Source organism: Delftia sp. BGA-UO-ETr-SB1 (assembly GCF_059567865.1).
Map to the genome: position 1 here is coordinate 658,591 of NZ_JCAQOW010000005.1, position 14,739 is coordinate 673,329.

Genomic DNA, 14,739 nt, shown 5'->3' on the forward strand with positions numbered 1-14,739 from the left:
GGCTTACTTCTCTATCTTGACTTTCTTGAACTGCTCGGACCAGTGGACCACCTCGGCCTGCAACTGCGCCTTGAATTCGGCGGGCGAATTGCCAATCAGCACCGCGCCCTGCGGGACCAGGGCCTCCTTGAACTCGCGGGACTTCACGGCCCTGGCCACGGCGGCGGCCAGCCGGTCGACGATGGGTTTGGGCGTGCCCGCTGGCGCCAGCAGCCCGTTCCACGAATCGGAGACCATGCCCGGCAGGCCCAGCTCGGCAAACGTGGGCACAGCGGGCAGGCCCGGCAGGCGCACGGGGCCGGCCACGGCCAGCGGACGCACTTTGCCTGCTTCCAGGTTGGGCATGGCGCCAGTGGATGTCATGAACGCGACATCGACCACGCCCGCTATCAGGTCGGTGAGCACGCTGGAGCCGCCCGAATAGGGCACATGCAGCATCTGCAGGCCGGCCAGTTGCTCCAGCCGCAGCGTGGCCATGTGCTGGGAGCCGCCCGCGCCCGTGGTGCCATAGCTGAGCGCACCGGGCCGGGCCCGCGCCAGCGCCTCGAATTCCTTGTAGCTGCGCACGGGCAGTTGGGGGCTGGCCGCCAGCACGCCGGGTGCCGAGGAGATCTTGGAGATGGGCTCGAAGCTCCTGAGCGGGTCGAACTTCTGCCTGGGAAACACAAAGCTGTTCATGGTCAGCGGCGCCGCCGCCACCAGCAGCGTATAGCCGTCGGGCGCAGCCACGGCCACGGTCTCCGAGGCGATGTTGCTGGTGGCACCGGGCTTGTTCTCCACGATGAAGGCACCCTTGAGTTCATCCTGCAGTGCCTTGGCCACCAGGCGCGCCACCACGTCCGTGGGTCCGCCGGCCTGAAAGCCCACGATGATCTTCACGGGCCGCGACGGATATTTGTCCGAGGCCGCTGCCATGCCTGCGCAGCCCATTGCCGCTGCCGCCGCGAGCGCGGCCATCCATGTACGACGATGCATTCCTTGTCTCCTTTTGTAGTGGTGCCGGGTGGTGCCGGTCTTACTGCCGGGGTGCGGGCTGGGAGGCTTTCTGGGAGAAGGTCCGCCCAAAGACGCCCTCGGCGATGCGGTTCCTGAGCACTTCGATGGAGCCGCCGGCGATCATCCAGCCGCGCGTGCGGCGCACGCAGTACTCCACCAGGGCCTCCTGGCTGAAGCCCAGGCCCCCCATGACCTGCATGGCCTCGTTGGACACCTCCCAGCCCGCCAGATTGCAGGCCAGCTTGGCCATGGCCGTGCTTTGCGCGCTGGGCAGGCCATGCTCACCCTCGAGCGCGGCCTTGTAGAGCAGCAGCTGGGCCTGCTCCAGCTTCATCCACATGTCGGCGAACTTCCACTGCAGGCCCTGGAACTCGCACAGCTCGCGTCCGAACTGGCGGCGCACCCGTGCGTGCTCGCGCGCCAGGTTGAAGGCATGCCGGCCCAGCGCCAGCGCGCGCGAGGCATTGCCCAGGCGCTCCACGTTGAAGCCCGATATCTGCTTCTTGAATCCACCCGCGCCCAGCAGCACGTTCTCGCGCGGGATGCGGCAGTTCTCGAAATACAGCTGCGCCCATTGCTCGCCATTCATGAAGGCCGAAGGCTGGCCGACCTCGAAGCCGGGCGTGCCGCGCTCCACCAGCACCGAGCCTATGCCGTCCACGCCCGGCCCGAAGCGCACGTAGACCAGGAACAGGCCGGCTTCGGGGCTGTGCGTGGAGAACACCTTGCTGCCGTTGATCACATAGTGATCGCCCTCCAGCGTGGCCGTGGTCCTCAGCTCGGTCACGGCCGAGCCTGCATCGGGCTCGGTCATGCCCAGAGAAATGAGCTTTTTTCCAGCCAGCAGATCCGGCAGGAAGCGCGCCTTCTGCGCGGCGTCCGCGTACTCCACGAAGGTGCGTATGGGGCCGAAGTTGCCGGCCTGCACGATGTCGGCGCTCTTGGGGCAGACCAGGGCCACCTGCTCGATGGCAAGCACGGCGTGCATGAGCGAGCCGCCCTGCCCGCCGTCGGCCTCGGGAAAGGCAATGCCCAGCAAGCCCTGCTCGGCCAGCAGGCTGGCAGTCTCCCAGGGGTAATGCGGGGAATGCGCACGCTCCAGTGCGCCGGCCGCCAGCTTGTCCTGGGCGAACCGGGCCACGCTGTCGGCGAAAGCCTGGTGTTCTTCGGAAAGGGTGAAATCCATGGTGATCGGAAAGCGGGTTGACGATGGCCTGGATCATTGGCTCCAGCCCGCCGCTCAAGTTCTTCCAATCACGCCTCAAGACATGACAAAAGGATATGTCTATCGCGCCGGCGCACCGCTATCGTGAAAGCCTGCATCCTTGCACCAACCAGCCCCACCCAGCCCCGCCCGCCACCCTCACTCCCAACAAGTCCACGCCATGTATGTCAGCGAAACCCTGGGCCAGTTCGGCGCCCGATTCCAGCAAGCGCCTGTCGAGGCCAGCGTTCTCCACCATGCCCGACGCGCCGTGGTGGACTGGTATGCCGCGCTGATCGCCGGCTACGGCATGGACCCCACGCCCCGGCTGGAACGCGCCATGGCCGAAGACCTGGACCGGGGCGGCGCACGGCTGGCCCTGGGCCGGCGCGCCACCGCCCGGGCGGCGGCGCTGATCAACGGTACGGCCTCGCATGCAGCCGAGGTGGACGACATCTTCAAGCACGCCATCTACCACCCGGGCGCACCCACCATCTCGGCGGCCCTGGCGGTGGCGCAGCAGCAAAGGGCCAGCGGCCTGCAATTGCTGCAGGCCGTGATTGCGGGCTACGAGATCTCCACCCGCATAGGCCAGGTACTGGGACGTGCGCACTACCGCTACTGGCACAACACGGGCACGGTGGGCAGCTTTGGCGCTGCTGCGGCGGCGGCCTGTCTGCTGGGGCTGGATGCGCAGCGCTTCACGCATGCGCTGTGCACGGCGGCCACCTTTGCGGCGGGACTGCAGCAGGCCTTCCAGATGGACTCCATGTCCAAGCCGCTGCACGCCGGTCGCGCGGCCGAGGCCGGCGTCGCCGCAGCACTGATGGCCGGCCAGGGCGTGACGGGATCACTCGATGTCTTCGAAGGCGCCATGGGCCTGGGCACGGCCATGAGCGATGCGCCTGATTGGCAGCCCGTGCTGGCGGACCTGGGCCAGGTCTTCAACATCACTGCCATGACGTTCAAGAACCACGCCTGCTGCGGCCACACCTTCGCGCCCATCGACGGCGCCCTGCATCTGCAGCAGGTGCATGGCTTCGCTGCCGACGACATCGCACAACTGCAGGTTGCCACCTATGGCCCGGCCCTCACCGTGGCCGGCAACCGCGCACCACGCACGGCCGCCGAGGCACGCTTCAGCATTCCCTACGTGGTGGCCCATGCGCTGCGCAGGGGCAGCGTGCGGCTGGCGGCCTTCGACGATACCCATCTGGACGATGCACAGACCCGCGCGCTGATGCAGCGCATCACGCTGGAACGGCACCCCGAGCTGGACCGCCAGTTCCCGGCGCAACGCGCCGCGCAGGTCCGCATCACCCTGCGCGACGGCAGTGTGCATGCCTGGCTGCAGCCCACGCGCAAGGGCGATCCCGACATGCCGCTCAGCGACGCCGATCTGCAGACCAAGCTGGCCGAGCTGGCCGGACCCGTGCTGGGCGCGGACCGGCTGCGGCAGGTGACCGAGCGGCTGTGGACGCTGGATCAGGCCGCAGACCTCGATGGCTTGTGACGCGGAGCCTGCGCCTGCTCAGCCGGGCCAGGCCGAATGGCGGATCACGCTGCAGAAGTTCATCGGCCTGAAAGCCGGCTCCTTGTCCGCCAGCACATCGGCCTTCACGTTGCCGAAGGTGGTCTGGGGCTTGTGCCGGATGCCGTCGTAGAAGGCCTGGATGATCTCCTCCTTGAAGCGCGGACCGCGCGGATGGGCCTGCACGATGGCCTCGCGCTGGGCATCGGCGTAGTCACCGTAGGTCAGTCCCAGCACATCCATCTCCACCCCGGCCGTCACCAGGGCGATGACGGGATGCATGAACTCGGGAATGCCGGGCGTCGTGTGCAGGGCAATGGCCGTCCAGACCAGATCGATGTCCTGCGCGGCGATTCCGTGGCCCCGCAGAAATTCGCGGGCTGCGTTGGCGCCATCCACCTCGAAGCGGCAGCAATCGCTGCTGTGCCGGTGCGTGAGGCCCATGTCGTGGAACATGCAGCCGCAGTACAGCAGCTCGGGGTCGAACGCCAGGCCACGCCTGGCGCCCGCGAGGGCGCCGAAGTAGTAGACGCGGCTGGAATGGTGGAACAGCAGCGGCGATGCCGTGTCACGGACCAGTTCCGTGACCTCGCGCGCAAGCCGGCTGTCGGGGATGCGGATTCCGTCGATATCGAGACGCATGGGTGGCTCCTTTCAAAGTGCTCGATTCGATTCTGGGGATACACTGCCACGTCATCAATCGACGCATACCGTCGATTTCTGCCATTTCACGCGCGATGCGGACACCGGGGCTTTTCCATGACAAGAACGATTGCGATCCTTGCGCTGCAAGGCGTCCAGCTGCTGGATGTCTCGGGACCGCTGGACGTGTTCGCGCAGGCCAACGCAGAACTGGGCCGCCCCTTCTATGCGCTGAAGGTGGTGGGCCGCGACCATGCGCCCATCCACAGCTCGTCGGGCGTGCGTCTGGTGCCCGACTGGGCCATGGGAGATGCGCTACCCCGGCTGGACACGCTGCTGGTCGCAGGTGCCCCCCATGCCATGGACATGCTGCTGGGCGAGCCCACGCTGCAATGGCTGCGCACCATGGCCAGGCAGTCCAGGCGCTTCGGATCGGTGTGCTCGGGCGCGCTGTTCCTGGCGGCCGCCGGCCTGCTCGACGGCCGGCGGGTGACCACGCACTGGGCCGTGGCCGACACGCTCAGGCACGCCCATCCACGTACCACCGTGCTGGACGACGCGCTGCATGTGCGCGATGGCAAGCTGCGCACCTCGGCCGGGGTCACGGCAGGCCTGGACCTGGCCCTTTCGCTGGTGGAGGAGGACTGCGGGCGCGAAGTGGCGGCCCGCGTGGCTTCGCAGCTGGTGATGTTCTTCAAGCGTCCCGGCGGCCAGCTGCAGTTCAGCCGCAAGGGCCATGCGGGACCGGCTGGCCGCTCTGCGCTGCAGGAAATACAGCGCTGGGCCGTGGCGCATCCCGCGCAGGACCTCTCGGTGCGTGCGCTGGCTGAGCGCGCCGGTCTCAGCGCGCGGCATTTCGCGCGGCTGTTCCAGGCGGAAGTCGGCGTGACACCAGCCGCCTGGGTGGAAACCATGCGCGTGTCCGCAGCCCGTGAACTGCTGGAGGCCGGCCATGACGCGCCCAAGCAGATCGCGGCGCAGTGCGGCTTTGCCAACGCGGACACCCTGCGCCGCAGTTTTTCCAAGCACCTGGGCATTTCTCCAGCCATGTACCGGCGTCACCAGGGCGCGGCCCCCGAAATCCCGGGCAGAGAAAAATAAAAACATAGCAGCCAGTCTTTGCCTTATCTAACGATGAAGGCAAAAACAAGGTCTGAATCCAGGCCAAGGCGCAAAAAAAATCCAGCCGAACTTGCAGGATCGGCAAGGCTTGTTCGGCATACGGGGAGTCACACCACTTTTCCCAGCCCCATGCCCTGCCCCCACCCCCACCAGCCCCAGGACGGCCTTGCAGCCGCCCGGGGCTGGCCTGCGTCCATGGGGGTGGCTGGGGTGGCAGCGGTGCTGGGGGTGGCGATGCTGGTTGCCACGGCAACGGACTGCGTCCATGCGGCGCCGTCCGCCCAGGCCGGCCAGGCAGCCCAGCGCAGCTTTTCGATTGCGGCCGGCCCGCTCACGCATGTGATCGCGCAGTACGCCAACCAGGCTGGCGTTGCGCTGTCGTTTGATGCCGCGCAGCTGGGCCGGCTGCAGTCCCCGGGGCTGCAGGGCAGCTATGGCGTGGAAGACGGTTTTGCCAGGCTGCTGCAGGGCACGGCGCTGCAGGCCGTGCGCGAGTCCAGCGGCGTCTATACGCTGCGGCCGCTGCCAGCGGCGGCCTCGGGCATCGGCGGGCAGACGCTGGGCACGGTCACGGTCCGGGCCACGGCGCCGGCCAGTGCCACGACCGAGGCATCGGACAGCTACGCGGCCAGCCTGGTCACGGGCTACAAGGGGCTTCAGTCGGTGCGCGACATCCCGCAGCCCGTGACCGTGCTCACGCGCCAGTGGCTGGACGAGCAGGCCCTGCCCGACCTGCATGCCGTGCTGCAGCACACGCCGGGCGTGACGGTGGAGTACATCGACAGCGAGCGCATCGCCTATTACTCGCGCGGCTACCAGATCGATTCGCTGCAGGTGGACGGGCTCAATGTGAACCAGGTGGCCTCGGCCTCCACCTTCATCCAGCCCGATACGGCCATGCTGGACCGCGTTGAGGTGCTGCGCGGCGCCACGGGCCTGCTGCGTGGCGCGGGCTCGCCCTCGGCCATGGTGAACATGGTGCGCAAGCGGCCCACGGCGCAATGGCAGGGCTCGGCCGCGCTGACGCTGGGCTCCTGGGAACGCCAGCGCATGGAGGCCGACCTGTCCGGTACTCTGAACGCAGCCGGCACGCTGCGCGGCCGGCTGGTGGCGCTGGCGGACGACAAGGCATCGTTCCAGACCGCGCGCAAGGAAAAGCGCCTGGGCCTGTACGGCGTGCTGGAGGCGGACCTGGGGCCGCGCACCACGCTCACGGCCGGCCTGCAGCACACGGACCTGCAGGCCACGGGCTCCTGGGGCGGCCTGCCCGCCGCCGCCGATGGCAGCCAGCTCGGCCTGCCGCGCAGCACCTACCTGGGCACGCCCTGGAATACCTGGAATCGCCACAACCAGCAGGCCTTTGCCGAGCTGGAGCACCGGCTGGACAGCGGCTGGCAACTGAAGGCCCAGGCGGCGCACACGCGCTTTCGGTCGGACGGGTTCAAGCAGACTTCGTTTTCCAGGGCCAGCGACAGCAATCCCTACCTGTTCGACGTGAGCACCTCCATCTATGGCGGCGACGGCAGCACGCAGAACGCGCTGAGCCTGCTGGCCAGCGGCCCCTTCGAGGCCCTGGGCCGCAGGCACGAGCTGTCGCTGGGCGCCGACTTGCAGCGCATCCGCAGCACGGGCGCCACGGGCTACTGGGGCGTGAGCCCGCTGCGCAATGTGGATATCCGCGGCTGGAATCCGTACACCAGCTACCCCGAGCCGTTCTACAGCGAGGGCAACGGCAACGCCTATTCATCGCCCGTGTCCCACATCCACCAGTACGGCGGATTCGCGCGGGCCCGGCTGTCGCTGACCGACTCGCTCACCGCCATTGCCGGCGCGCGCCTGAGCTGGTGGAGCTATCTCGAACCCGGCAATGCCCAAAGCGGCTACAGCGTGCGCCGCGAGCTGACGCCCTATGCGGGCCTGGTGCATGCGCTGTCGGACACGCTCGACGCCTATGCCAGCTACAGCGAGATCTTCAGCCCCCAGGACAAGAAGGCCGCCAACGGCAGCATCCTGGCGCCCGCCCGGGGCGAGGACCTGGAGGCCGGGCTCAAGGGCAGTTTCATGGACGGCCGGCTGCAGGCCAGCGTGTCGGTGTTCCGCATCCAGCGCGTGGGCAGCGCCATGCAGGACACGGCATCGGCCATGCCCTGCCTGCCGTACTACCCGACCAGCCACTGCTTCATGGCCGGCGGCAAGAGCCGCAGCCAGGGCTGGGAGCTGGAGCTGTCCGGCGAGCCCGCGCCAGGCTGGCAGGTGCTGGCCGGCTACACCTACACCCAGGCCAGGTACCTGCGCGACGCCTCCGAGGCCAACGTGGGCCAGCCGCTGCGGCCCGTGGACCCGCGCCATGCGCTGCGCCTGTTTGCCAGCCACCGCTTCAAGGGGCCCTTGCAGGGATGGACCGCAGGCGCCGGCGTGCGGCTGCAAAGCGATGCCTACGCCAGCGTGGGCGATGTCACCACCCGCCAGGGTGGCTATGCGCTTTTTGACGCGCTGCTGGCCTACCGCCTGGACGACACCTACTCGCTGCAGCTGAACGTGAGCAACCTGCTGGACAAGCGCTACTACGCCAAGTTCTCGCCCAACACCACCTACTTCAACAACTACTACGGCGATCCGCGCAACGTCACGGTGTCGCTGCGCGCGCGCTTCTAGGGCCACGGCCGGCCTGCCCTCTTATCCCGACTTTTCCTCCCGGCTTTTCTTCCCGGTTTTTCTTCACGGTTTTTCCTCCCGCCTTTTCCAACCTTTGCACATGACTGCCATGACGCACCACAGCACTCCTGCGGACTTCCGCTTCGCTCCCCATCCCCTCACGCGCCTGATCCGCCAATGCCTGGGCGCCGGCCTGGCCCTGGCCGCCGTGGGCGTGGCGGCCCAGACGGCCGAGGGCCCGGCCCTCAAGGAGGTGACGGTGAGCGACCAGGCCGAGGCCATTGGCGGACTGCAAAAGACCTATGCCGGCGGCCAGATCGCGCGCGGCGGCGACCTGGGCATCCTGGGCAAGACCGACCAGATGAACGTGCCCTTCAGCACGACCAACTACACCTCGGAGCTGATCGAGAACCAGCAGGCGCTGACCATCGCCGACGTGGTGATGAACGACGCCTCGGTGCGCACCCTGCAGGCGCGCGGCGGCTATGGCGACGACTTCCAGGTGCGGGGCTTTTCCCTGTCCATGCGCGATGTGTCGGTGAACGGCCTGTACGGCCTGTCGCCCTCCACGCGCCTGCCGCTGGAGGTGATCGAGCGCGTGGAAGTGCTCAAGGGCCCCGGCTCGCTGACCAATGGCGTGGGTCCCAGCGGCAGCATCGGCGGCAGCATCAACGTGGTGACCAAGCGCGCGGGCGACGTGCCGCTGAACCGCCTGACCGCCACCTACATGGGCAAGGCCCAGTTCGGCACCCACCTGGACGTGGGCCGCCGCTTTGGCGAAGACAACCAGTGGGGCGTGCGCGTGAATGGCGTGTGGCGCAACGGCGAAGGCAATATCGACGGCGGCCGCCAGCGCCTGGGCCTGGCATCGGTCGGCCTGGACTACGAAGGCCAGGGCCTGCGCTGGTCGCTGGACGCGCTGACCACCAGCGGCAAGACCACGGAATTCCGCCCGCAAAGCGCCTTCCTGGCCGGCATCACCCAGGTGCCCGCCGTGCCCGACAGCCGCACCAACTTCAACCCGGGCACGGAGCTGCTGGACAAGGCCAAGACCGTGATCTCGCGCGTGGAATACGACATCAACGCCAACACCTCCGTCTACGGCGGCGTGGGCTACAGCGATGTGTCCAGCGACCAGAGCTTTCCCACGGCCGTGCAGCGCATCGACTCGCTGGGCAACTTCACGGTGCGCAACGGCTTCTACGACGAGTTCAACAAGACCACCTCGGCCGACGTGGGCCTGCGCACGCGCTTCAAGACCGGCGCCATCGGCCACACCGTGGTGGCCGCGGCCAACTACATGGACCGCGAGAGCGGCTACTTCTACCAGCTGACCACCAAAGCCGTCCCCTCCAACATCTACAACCCCGCGCCCCTGCCGGCCATCGACTTCGTGCGCGGCGCGCCCACGAAGAACGCCGAGCTGACGCAGCACAGCCTGGCGCTGGCCGACACCATGGCGCTGTTCAGCGACCGCGTGCTGGTGACCGTGGGCCTGCGCGACCAGACCATCGACCAGAAGAACGCCAGCGGCACCACGCTGTACAAGGCCAGCGCCGTGACGCCGCTGGCCGGCGTGGTGTTCAAGCCGCAGAACAATGTCTCGGTCTACGCCAACTACACGGCTGGCCTGTCGGCAGGCGGCACGGCCGGGCCCAACACGGCCAATGCCGGCCAGGTGTTCGCGCCGCAGAAGTCCAAGCAGTACGAAGTGGGCGTGAAGGTGGACTGGGGCCGCATGACCACGCAGGCCGCGCTCTACCAGATCCAGCGCCCGGGCTCCATGACCGACCCGGTGACCAATGTCTACAGCTTCGGCGGCGAGACGCGCAACCGCGGCCTGGAGCTGACCGCCTACGGCGAGATCCACAAGGGCCTGCGCCTGCTGGCCAGCGCGGCCTTCAACAACGCCAAGCTCTCGCGCACGGCAGGCGGCGTGAACCAGGGCAACGATGCCAATGGCGTGCCCGAGCGCACCTTCAACCTGGGCCTGGACTGGGATACGCCCTGGGTGGAGGGCCTGAGCCTGAACGGCCGCGTGATCCACACCTCGTCCATGTACTACGACGCGGCCAACATCTTGCGCATGCCCGGCTGGACACGCCTGGACCTGGGCGCACGCCTGCGCACCCACGTGGCCGGCAAGCCGGTGGTGCTGCGCGCCAGCCTGGAGAACGTCAGCAACAAGAGCTACTGGGTGACTGCCGCCGGCTACACCACCACGGGCGCGCCGCGCACGCTGATGCTGTCGGCACAAGTGGACTTCTAAGCCCCCGGCCACCGGCAACCGCCCCGCCCCCGGCATGGCGCCGGGGGCGGGGTGATGGCGGGGGCCGCAGGCCCCCTTCTGTCAGAGAAAAAACACCCCATGCAAAGCCACACGATCAAGACCTGGGCCTGGTTGCACAAATGGAGCAGCCTGGTCTGCACCGTCTTCATGCTGCTGCTGTGCCTGACCGGCCTTCCGCTGATCTTCCACCACGAAATCGGCCACCTGCTGGGCACCGAGGTGGAGGCCCCGCCCATGCCCCAGGGCACGCCCCATGCCAGCCTGGACAAGGTGCTGGAGGTGGCCCGTGCCCAGCACCCGGACCGCGTGGTGCAGTTCGTCTCCAAGTCCGACGACACCGATGACCTCTGGTTCGTCACCATGACGCCCACGCCGGCGCCCACGGACGATTTCCGTTCGGTGGTGGTCGATGCGCGCACGGCCGAGCTGCTGGCCCAGCCGCGCTTCGACCAGGGCTTCATGTGGGTCATGTTCAAGCTGCACGTGGACCTGTTCGCGGGGCTGCCGGGCAAGCTGTTCCTGGGCTTCATGGGGCTGCTGCTGCTGATCGCCATCGTCAGCGGCGTGGTGCTGTACGCACCCTTCATGCGCAAGCTCGATTTCGGCACCGTGCGCCGCACGCGCCAGCCGCGCCTGAAGTGGCTGGACCTGCACAACCTGCTGGGCATCGTCACGCTGGTGTGGCTGTTCGTGGTGGGCGCCACCGGCATGATCAATACCTGGGCCGACCTGCTGATCAAGTACTGGCAGCATGACCAGCTCAGCAGCGTGCTGGCGCCCTACCAGGGCCAGGACACGGTGCCGGTGGCGGAGCGCGCCTCGCTGCAGCAATCGCTGCAGGCCGCCCAGCAGCAGGTGCCGGGCACCAAGCTGTACTTCATCGCCTTCCCCGGCACCACGTTCTCCAGCCCGCACCACCACACCTTCTTCCTGCGCGGCAACGAGCCCCTGACCTCGCGCCTGTTCCTGCCCGTGCTGGTGGACGCCAAGACCGCCCAGGTCACGGCCGCGCCCGCCCTGCCCTGGTATCTGACGGCGCTGCTGGTGTCCCAGCCGCTGCACTTCGGCGACTACGGCGGGCGGGCCATGCAGATCCTCTGGGCGCTGCTGGACATCGCCAGCATCATCGTGCTGGGCACGGGCCTGTACCTGTGGGTCAAAAAGGGCAAGAGCGTGCCGGCCCCGCAGCCCGCGCCGCGCGGCAAGGAGGTCTCGGCATGAGCGGCGCGCAACATCGGGGCTTTCTCGCCCTCTGGGGCTGGCCCATCGCACTGGGCGTGCTGACGGCCATCGGCCTGGTCTCGGCCCTGTTCAGCGACGGCGGCTTTGGCGACATGCTGGCCGGCGTCTGCCTGGCCATTCCCACGGCGGCGGGAATCTGGCACGGCTGGGTGCGGCGCAGCCCGCCGCAATGACGACGGGATGACGGAATGGCGGGCGCGGTGTCAGCCGCGCCGGGGCCGCTGGCCCGCGCCGTCCAGCATACCCAGCAGGGCCGCGCCCAGTTGCCGCCAGGCATCGGTGGCGCCGGCCCAGTCGCTGGCCAGGCAGGCCTGCTCCAGCGTCTGCGCCAGGCCGCTGGCCTGCTCGTGCCCCAGCAGGCGCAGCACGCTTTTGAGGTTGTGCGCCAGCCGGCGCAGCGCCGCGGCATCACGCGCGGCCAGCAGGTTTTCGCCCAGCGCCACATCGTCGGGCAACTGCGCAAGACAGCTGGCGCGGTAGCTGTGGAACAGGGCGGCATCGCCGCCGAAGTAGCTGGAGACGGCGGCCGGGCCACCATCCGCCGGCATATCCGCAGGCATATCCGACGGCATATCCACCGGCACATCCGCACCGGCAGCCTGCAAGCTGGCTGGCGCGGGAGAGCCGGCCGGTTGCGCCGCCAGCACCGATTCCACGCAGTCCACCAGTTGCGCCACCGACACGGGCTTGCGCAGCACGCCCCAGACCTGCAGTTGCTCCAGGCGCAGCGCCACGTCGGCCCGCACGCCGGCGCTGAAGACCACGGCGCTGCAGCCGGCCTGCGGAGAGCTGCGCAGCCATTCGATGAGCTCGACCCCGGAGGCGCCTGGCAGCATCAGGTCGGTGATCAGCAGGGCAAAGGGCTGGCTCTGCAGCAGGCTCTGCGCCTGCTCCGCACTCGCGCAGGACACCAGGGTGAGGGGCATGCCCTCCAGCGCCAGCGTGACGAATCGCGCAATCGAGGCATCGTCCTCCACCAGCAGGACCGCAGGATGGGCCGGATTCACGCTGCCTGCCTGCCCAGCAGCTCGCCCAGCGCCTCGGGCAGCTCCTGCACGAGCTGGGGTTTGTGGATCACGCGCGCGCCGCCCAGCGCAAAGGCGTAGGCCTCGCGCTCTGCCGCATCCAGCGAGGTGACCACCAGCAGCTTGCAGCGCGCGAACTGCTCATGCGTGCGCAAGGTGGTGATGAGGGCGGCGCCGTCGATGTCGGGCAGCAGGATGTCCACCAGCAGCACGTCGGGCTGGATCTGCCCGTACAGCGCCATGCCGGTGATCCCGTCGTGCGCCACGTGCAGCTGCACGTCGGGAAAGTGGCGCTGCACCAGCAGGCGCACCAGGTTCTGGAAGTGCACGGAGTCCTCGATCAGCAGCACGCGCGGGCCCGTGCCGGCCTGCGCGGGAGCGGGCGCCGGGGCCGCAGCCGGCGCCCCGGACGTGGTGGCCGCATCGCCCTGCCTGCCGCGCCAGCGCTCCACAGAGGCGCGCGTGATGCGCCGGTGCCCCCCGGGGGTCTTCCAGGCCTCCAGATCGCCGCGATCGACCATGAGCTGAACCGACCGCACCGCCATGCCCAGCAGCTTGGCCACCTCAGCGGTCGTGTAGTGCGGAATTTGGCCTGGTGGGGTGCTGTTCTCGGACATGGCAGCAATTTTGCATCAAATACGATTAAAAAATTCAATACAAATTTGATGAATTTGATATTTATGATTGAATCCAACGCAGAACCCTTCAACTGCGTTGCGAAAGGCCCGCCATGAAGAAGATACTGATCGCCGAAGACCAAGCCGACATCCGCAAGCTGTTGCGCATGACGCTGGAGTCCAGCGCATACGAAGTCATGGAGGCGCCGACCGGTGACGAAGCCTGGGCCCTGGCCCAGCGCAGCCAGCCCGACGTCGTGCTGCTGGACATGATGATGCCGGGGACGCTGGACGGCCTGGAGGTGTGCTGCCGCATCAAGACCTCCTACGACCTGCGGCACACGCGGGTGATCCTGCTGACGGCCCGGGGCAGTGCGCAGGACCGCGAGGCGGGCTTCAATGCCGGTGCCGACGAATACCTGCTCAAGCCCTTCAGCCCGAACCGGCTGCTGGAGACCCTGGCCAGTCTTTACAGGAGCGACTGATGACGATGCACACGCAGGCCGCCGCGGGCCGATGGCAGATACCGTCCGGGAACGCCGCGCGCCTGTCCGCGCTGGTGCGGGCCGCCGTGCAGGCCGTTGTGCTGCCCGTTGTGCTGCCCGTTGTACAGGCGCTGCTGCTGGCACTGGTTCCGGTCTGGGTGGCGGTGCTGGCCATGGGGCCTGGCGCAGCAGGGGCCGGCGAGGTGCTGGACCGCGTGGCCAGCAGCCACACGCTGAAGGTCTGCATCTGGCCCGACTACTACGGCATTACCTACCGTGACGCACGCACGGGCAGGCTCACGGGCATCGACGCGGAGCTCTCGGCAGAGCTTGCCAAGGACCTGGGCGCGCGGCTGCAGCATGTGGACTCGTCCTTCTCGCGGCTGGTGCCCGACCTGCTGGAGTCGCGCTGCGACGTGGCCATGTTCGCCGTCGGCATCCTGCCGCAGCGCCAGCAGCAGCTGCGCTTCACCCAGCCCTACCTGAGCAGCGATATCTACGGCATCACCACCAAGAGCAACCCCGCCGTGCGCAGCTGGGCCGACATCGACCAGCCCGGCGTGCAGGTGGCCGTGCAGCGCGGCACCTTCATGGAGCCGGTCATGCGCGAGTCGCTCAAGCATGCGCACCTGGTGCTGGTGGAGCCGCCGCAAACCCGCGAAAAGGAACTCATGGCCGGGCGCGTGGACGTGTTCATGACCGACTACCCATACAGCCGCAAGCTGCTGGACAGCTCGGACTGGGTGCAGCTGATCGCGCCGCCCCAGCCCTTCCATGTGCTGCCCTACGGCTATGCGGCCAGCCCTGCCGACGCCCAGTGGCTGGCGCGCCTGAACCAGTTCGTCTCGGACATCAAGCGCGACGGCCGCCTGGCCAGGGCCGCGCGCCACAACGGCCTGACCGCCATCGTCGCGCCCTGAAACTTCCGAT

The 14,739-nt window shown here is 68.2% G+C and carries 13 protein-coding genes; 8 read left to right on the forward strand and 5 right to left on the reverse strand.

Annotated elements, in window-relative coordinates; all coding sequences use genetic code 11:
* Window positions 1-3: 3 nt before the first annotated feature.
* Both AC57B5_RS13120 and AC57B5_RS13125 read right to left on the reverse strand, forming a co-directional pair.
* Window positions 4-975 (reverse strand): Bug family tripartite tricarboxylate transporter substrate binding protein, encoded by a 972-nt coding sequence (locus AC57B5_RS13120; protein WP_016454280.1) that lies wholly within the window; start codon window positions 973-975, stop codon window positions 4-6.
* Between the two features lie 40 nt (window positions 976-1,015).
* Window positions 1,016-2,182, reverse strand: coding sequence for an acyl-CoA dehydrogenase family protein (locus AC57B5_RS13125; RefSeq protein ID WP_016454279.1), 1,167 nt, complete (start codon window positions 2,180-2,182; stop codon window positions 1,016-1,018).
* Between the two features lie 199 nt (window positions 2,183-2,381).
* Between AC57B5_RS13125 and AC57B5_RS13130 the strand changes: the two genes are divergently transcribed.
* On the forward strand, window positions 2,382-3,713 hold the full coding sequence (locus AC57B5_RS13130; protein ID WP_496399698.1) for an MmgE/PrpD family protein: 1,332 nt from the start codon (window positions 2,382-2,384) through the stop codon (window positions 3,711-3,713).
* Window positions 3,714-3,731: 18 nt separating this feature from the next.
* Here the strand turns inward: AC57B5_RS13130 and AC57B5_RS13135 are convergent, their stop codons facing one another.
* Entirely contained in the window at window positions 3,732-4,373 is a 642-nt protein-coding gene (locus AC57B5_RS13135; RefSeq protein ID WP_012203806.1) for an HD domain-containing protein, read from the reverse strand.
* Between the two features lie 117 nt (window positions 4,374-4,490).
* Between AC57B5_RS13135 and AC57B5_RS13140 the strand changes: the two genes are divergently transcribed.
* The 5 genes from AC57B5_RS13140 to AC57B5_RS13160 all read left to right on the forward strand — a co-directional run bounded on the left by AC57B5_RS13140 (window position 4,491) and on the right by AC57B5_RS13160 (window position 11,855).
* Window positions 4,491-5,474: a GlxA family transcriptional regulator gene (locus AC57B5_RS13140; RefSeq protein WP_012203805.1), complete on the forward strand. Its 984-nt coding sequence runs from the start codon at window positions 4,491-4,493 to the stop codon at window positions 5,472-5,474.
* A 150-nt stretch (window positions 5,475-5,624) separates the two neighbouring features.
* Window positions 5,625-8,150 carry a TonB-dependent siderophore receptor gene (locus AC57B5_RS13145; protein WP_496399699.1) on the forward strand — a complete coding sequence of 842 codons (2,526 nt, stop codon included), beginning with the start codon at window positions 5,625-5,627 and terminating at the stop codon, window positions 8,148-8,150.
* A 100-nt stretch (window positions 8,151-8,250) separates the two neighbouring features.
* The gene (locus AC57B5_RS13150) at window positions 8,251-10,419 is read left to right on the forward strand and encodes a TonB-dependent receptor (protein ID WP_373806892.1); all 2,169 of its coding nucleotides are present in this window, start codon (window positions 8,251-8,253) and stop codon (window positions 10,417-10,419) included.
* Between the two features lie 99 nt (window positions 10,420-10,518).
* Complete coding sequence (locus AC57B5_RS13155) at window positions 10,519-11,661, forward strand: PepSY-associated TM helix domain-containing protein (protein ID WP_230356411.1); 1,143 nt, start codon at window positions 10,519-10,521, stop codon at window positions 11,659-11,661.
* On the forward strand, window positions 11,658-11,855 hold the full coding sequence (locus AC57B5_RS13160; RefSeq protein ID WP_034390825.1) for a hypothetical protein: 198 nt from the start codon (window positions 11,658-11,660) through the stop codon (window positions 11,853-11,855). Before AC57B5_RS13155 ends, AC57B5_RS13160 begins: the two co-directional genes overlap by 4 nt.
* A gap of 30 nt (window positions 11,856-11,885) precedes the next feature.
* Here the strand turns inward: AC57B5_RS13160 and AC57B5_RS13165 are convergent, their stop codons facing one another.
* Both AC57B5_RS13165 and AC57B5_RS13170 read right to left on the reverse strand, forming a co-directional pair.
* Window positions 11,886-12,689 (reverse strand): response regulator, encoded by an 804-nt coding sequence (locus AC57B5_RS13165; RefSeq protein WP_496399700.1) that lies wholly within the window; start codon window positions 12,687-12,689, stop codon window positions 11,886-11,888.
* Window positions 12,686-13,324, reverse strand: coding sequence for a response regulator (locus tag AC57B5_RS13170; RefSeq protein WP_012203799.1), 639 nt, complete (start codon window positions 13,322-13,324; stop codon window positions 12,686-12,688). Before AC57B5_RS13170 ends, AC57B5_RS13165 begins: the two co-directional genes overlap by 4 nt.
* Before the next feature lie 113 nt (window positions 13,325-13,437).
* Here AC57B5_RS13170 and AC57B5_RS13175 point away from each other — a divergent pair, with 113 nt between their 5' ends.
* Window positions 13,438-13,809 carry a response regulator transcription factor gene (locus AC57B5_RS13175; protein WP_012203798.1) on the forward strand — a complete coding sequence of 124 codons (372 nt, stop codon included), beginning with the start codon at window positions 13,438-13,440 and terminating at the stop codon, window positions 13,807-13,809.
* Window positions 13,809-14,729: an ABC transporter substrate-binding protein gene (locus tag AC57B5_RS13180; protein ID WP_496399701.1), complete on the forward strand. Its 921-nt coding sequence runs from the start codon at window positions 13,809-13,811 to the stop codon at window positions 14,727-14,729. The genes AC57B5_RS13175 and AC57B5_RS13180 overlap by 1 nt, the downstream gene beginning before the upstream one ends.
* The last annotated feature ends 10 nt before the right edge of the window (window positions 14,730-14,739 follow it).

Coding starts and splice junctions, on each gene's coding strand:
- AC57B5_RS13180 (WP_496399701.1), top strand. CDS start 13,809: ATGACGATGCACACGCAGGCCGCCGCGGGCCGATGGCAGATACCGTCC.
- AC57B5_RS13155 (WP_230356411.1), top strand. CDS start 10,519: ATGCAAAGCCACACGATCAAGACCTGGGCCTGGTTGCACAAATGGAGC.
- AC57B5_RS13170 (WP_012203799.1), bottom strand. CDS start 13,324: ATGTCCGAGAACAGCACCCCACCAGGCCAAATTCCGCACTACACGACC.
- AC57B5_RS13175 (WP_012203798.1), top strand. CDS start 13,438: ATGAAGAAGATACTGATCGCCGAAGACCAAGCCGACATCCGCAAGCTG.
- AC57B5_RS13160 (WP_034390825.1), top strand. CDS start 11,658: ATGAGCGGCGCGCAACATCGGGGCTTTCTCGCCCTCTGGGGCTGGCCC.
- AC57B5_RS13130 (WP_496399698.1), top strand. CDS start 2,382: ATGTATGTCAGCGAAACCCTGGGCCAGTTCGGCGCCCGATTCCAGCAA.
- AC57B5_RS13120 (WP_016454280.1), bottom strand. CDS start 975: ATGCATCGTCGTACATGGATGGCCGCGCTCGCGGCGGCAGCGGCAATG.
- AC57B5_RS13145 (WP_496399699.1), top strand. CDS start 5,625: ATGCCCTGCCCCCACCCCCACCAGCCCCAGGACGGCCTTGCAGCCGCC.
- AC57B5_RS13140 (WP_012203805.1), top strand. CDS start 4,491: ATGACAAGAACGATTGCGATCCTTGCGCTGCAAGGCGTCCAGCTGCTG.
- AC57B5_RS13135 (WP_012203806.1), bottom strand. CDS start 4,373: ATGCGTCTCGATATCGACGGAATCCGCATCCCCGACAGCCGGCTTGCG.
- AC57B5_RS13150 (WP_373806892.1), top strand. CDS start 8,251: ATGACTGCCATGACGCACCACAGCACTCCTGCGGACTTCCGCTTCGCT.
- AC57B5_RS13125 (WP_016454279.1), bottom strand. CDS start 2,182: ATGGATTTCACCCTTTCCGAAGAACACCAGGCTTTCGCCGACAGCGTG.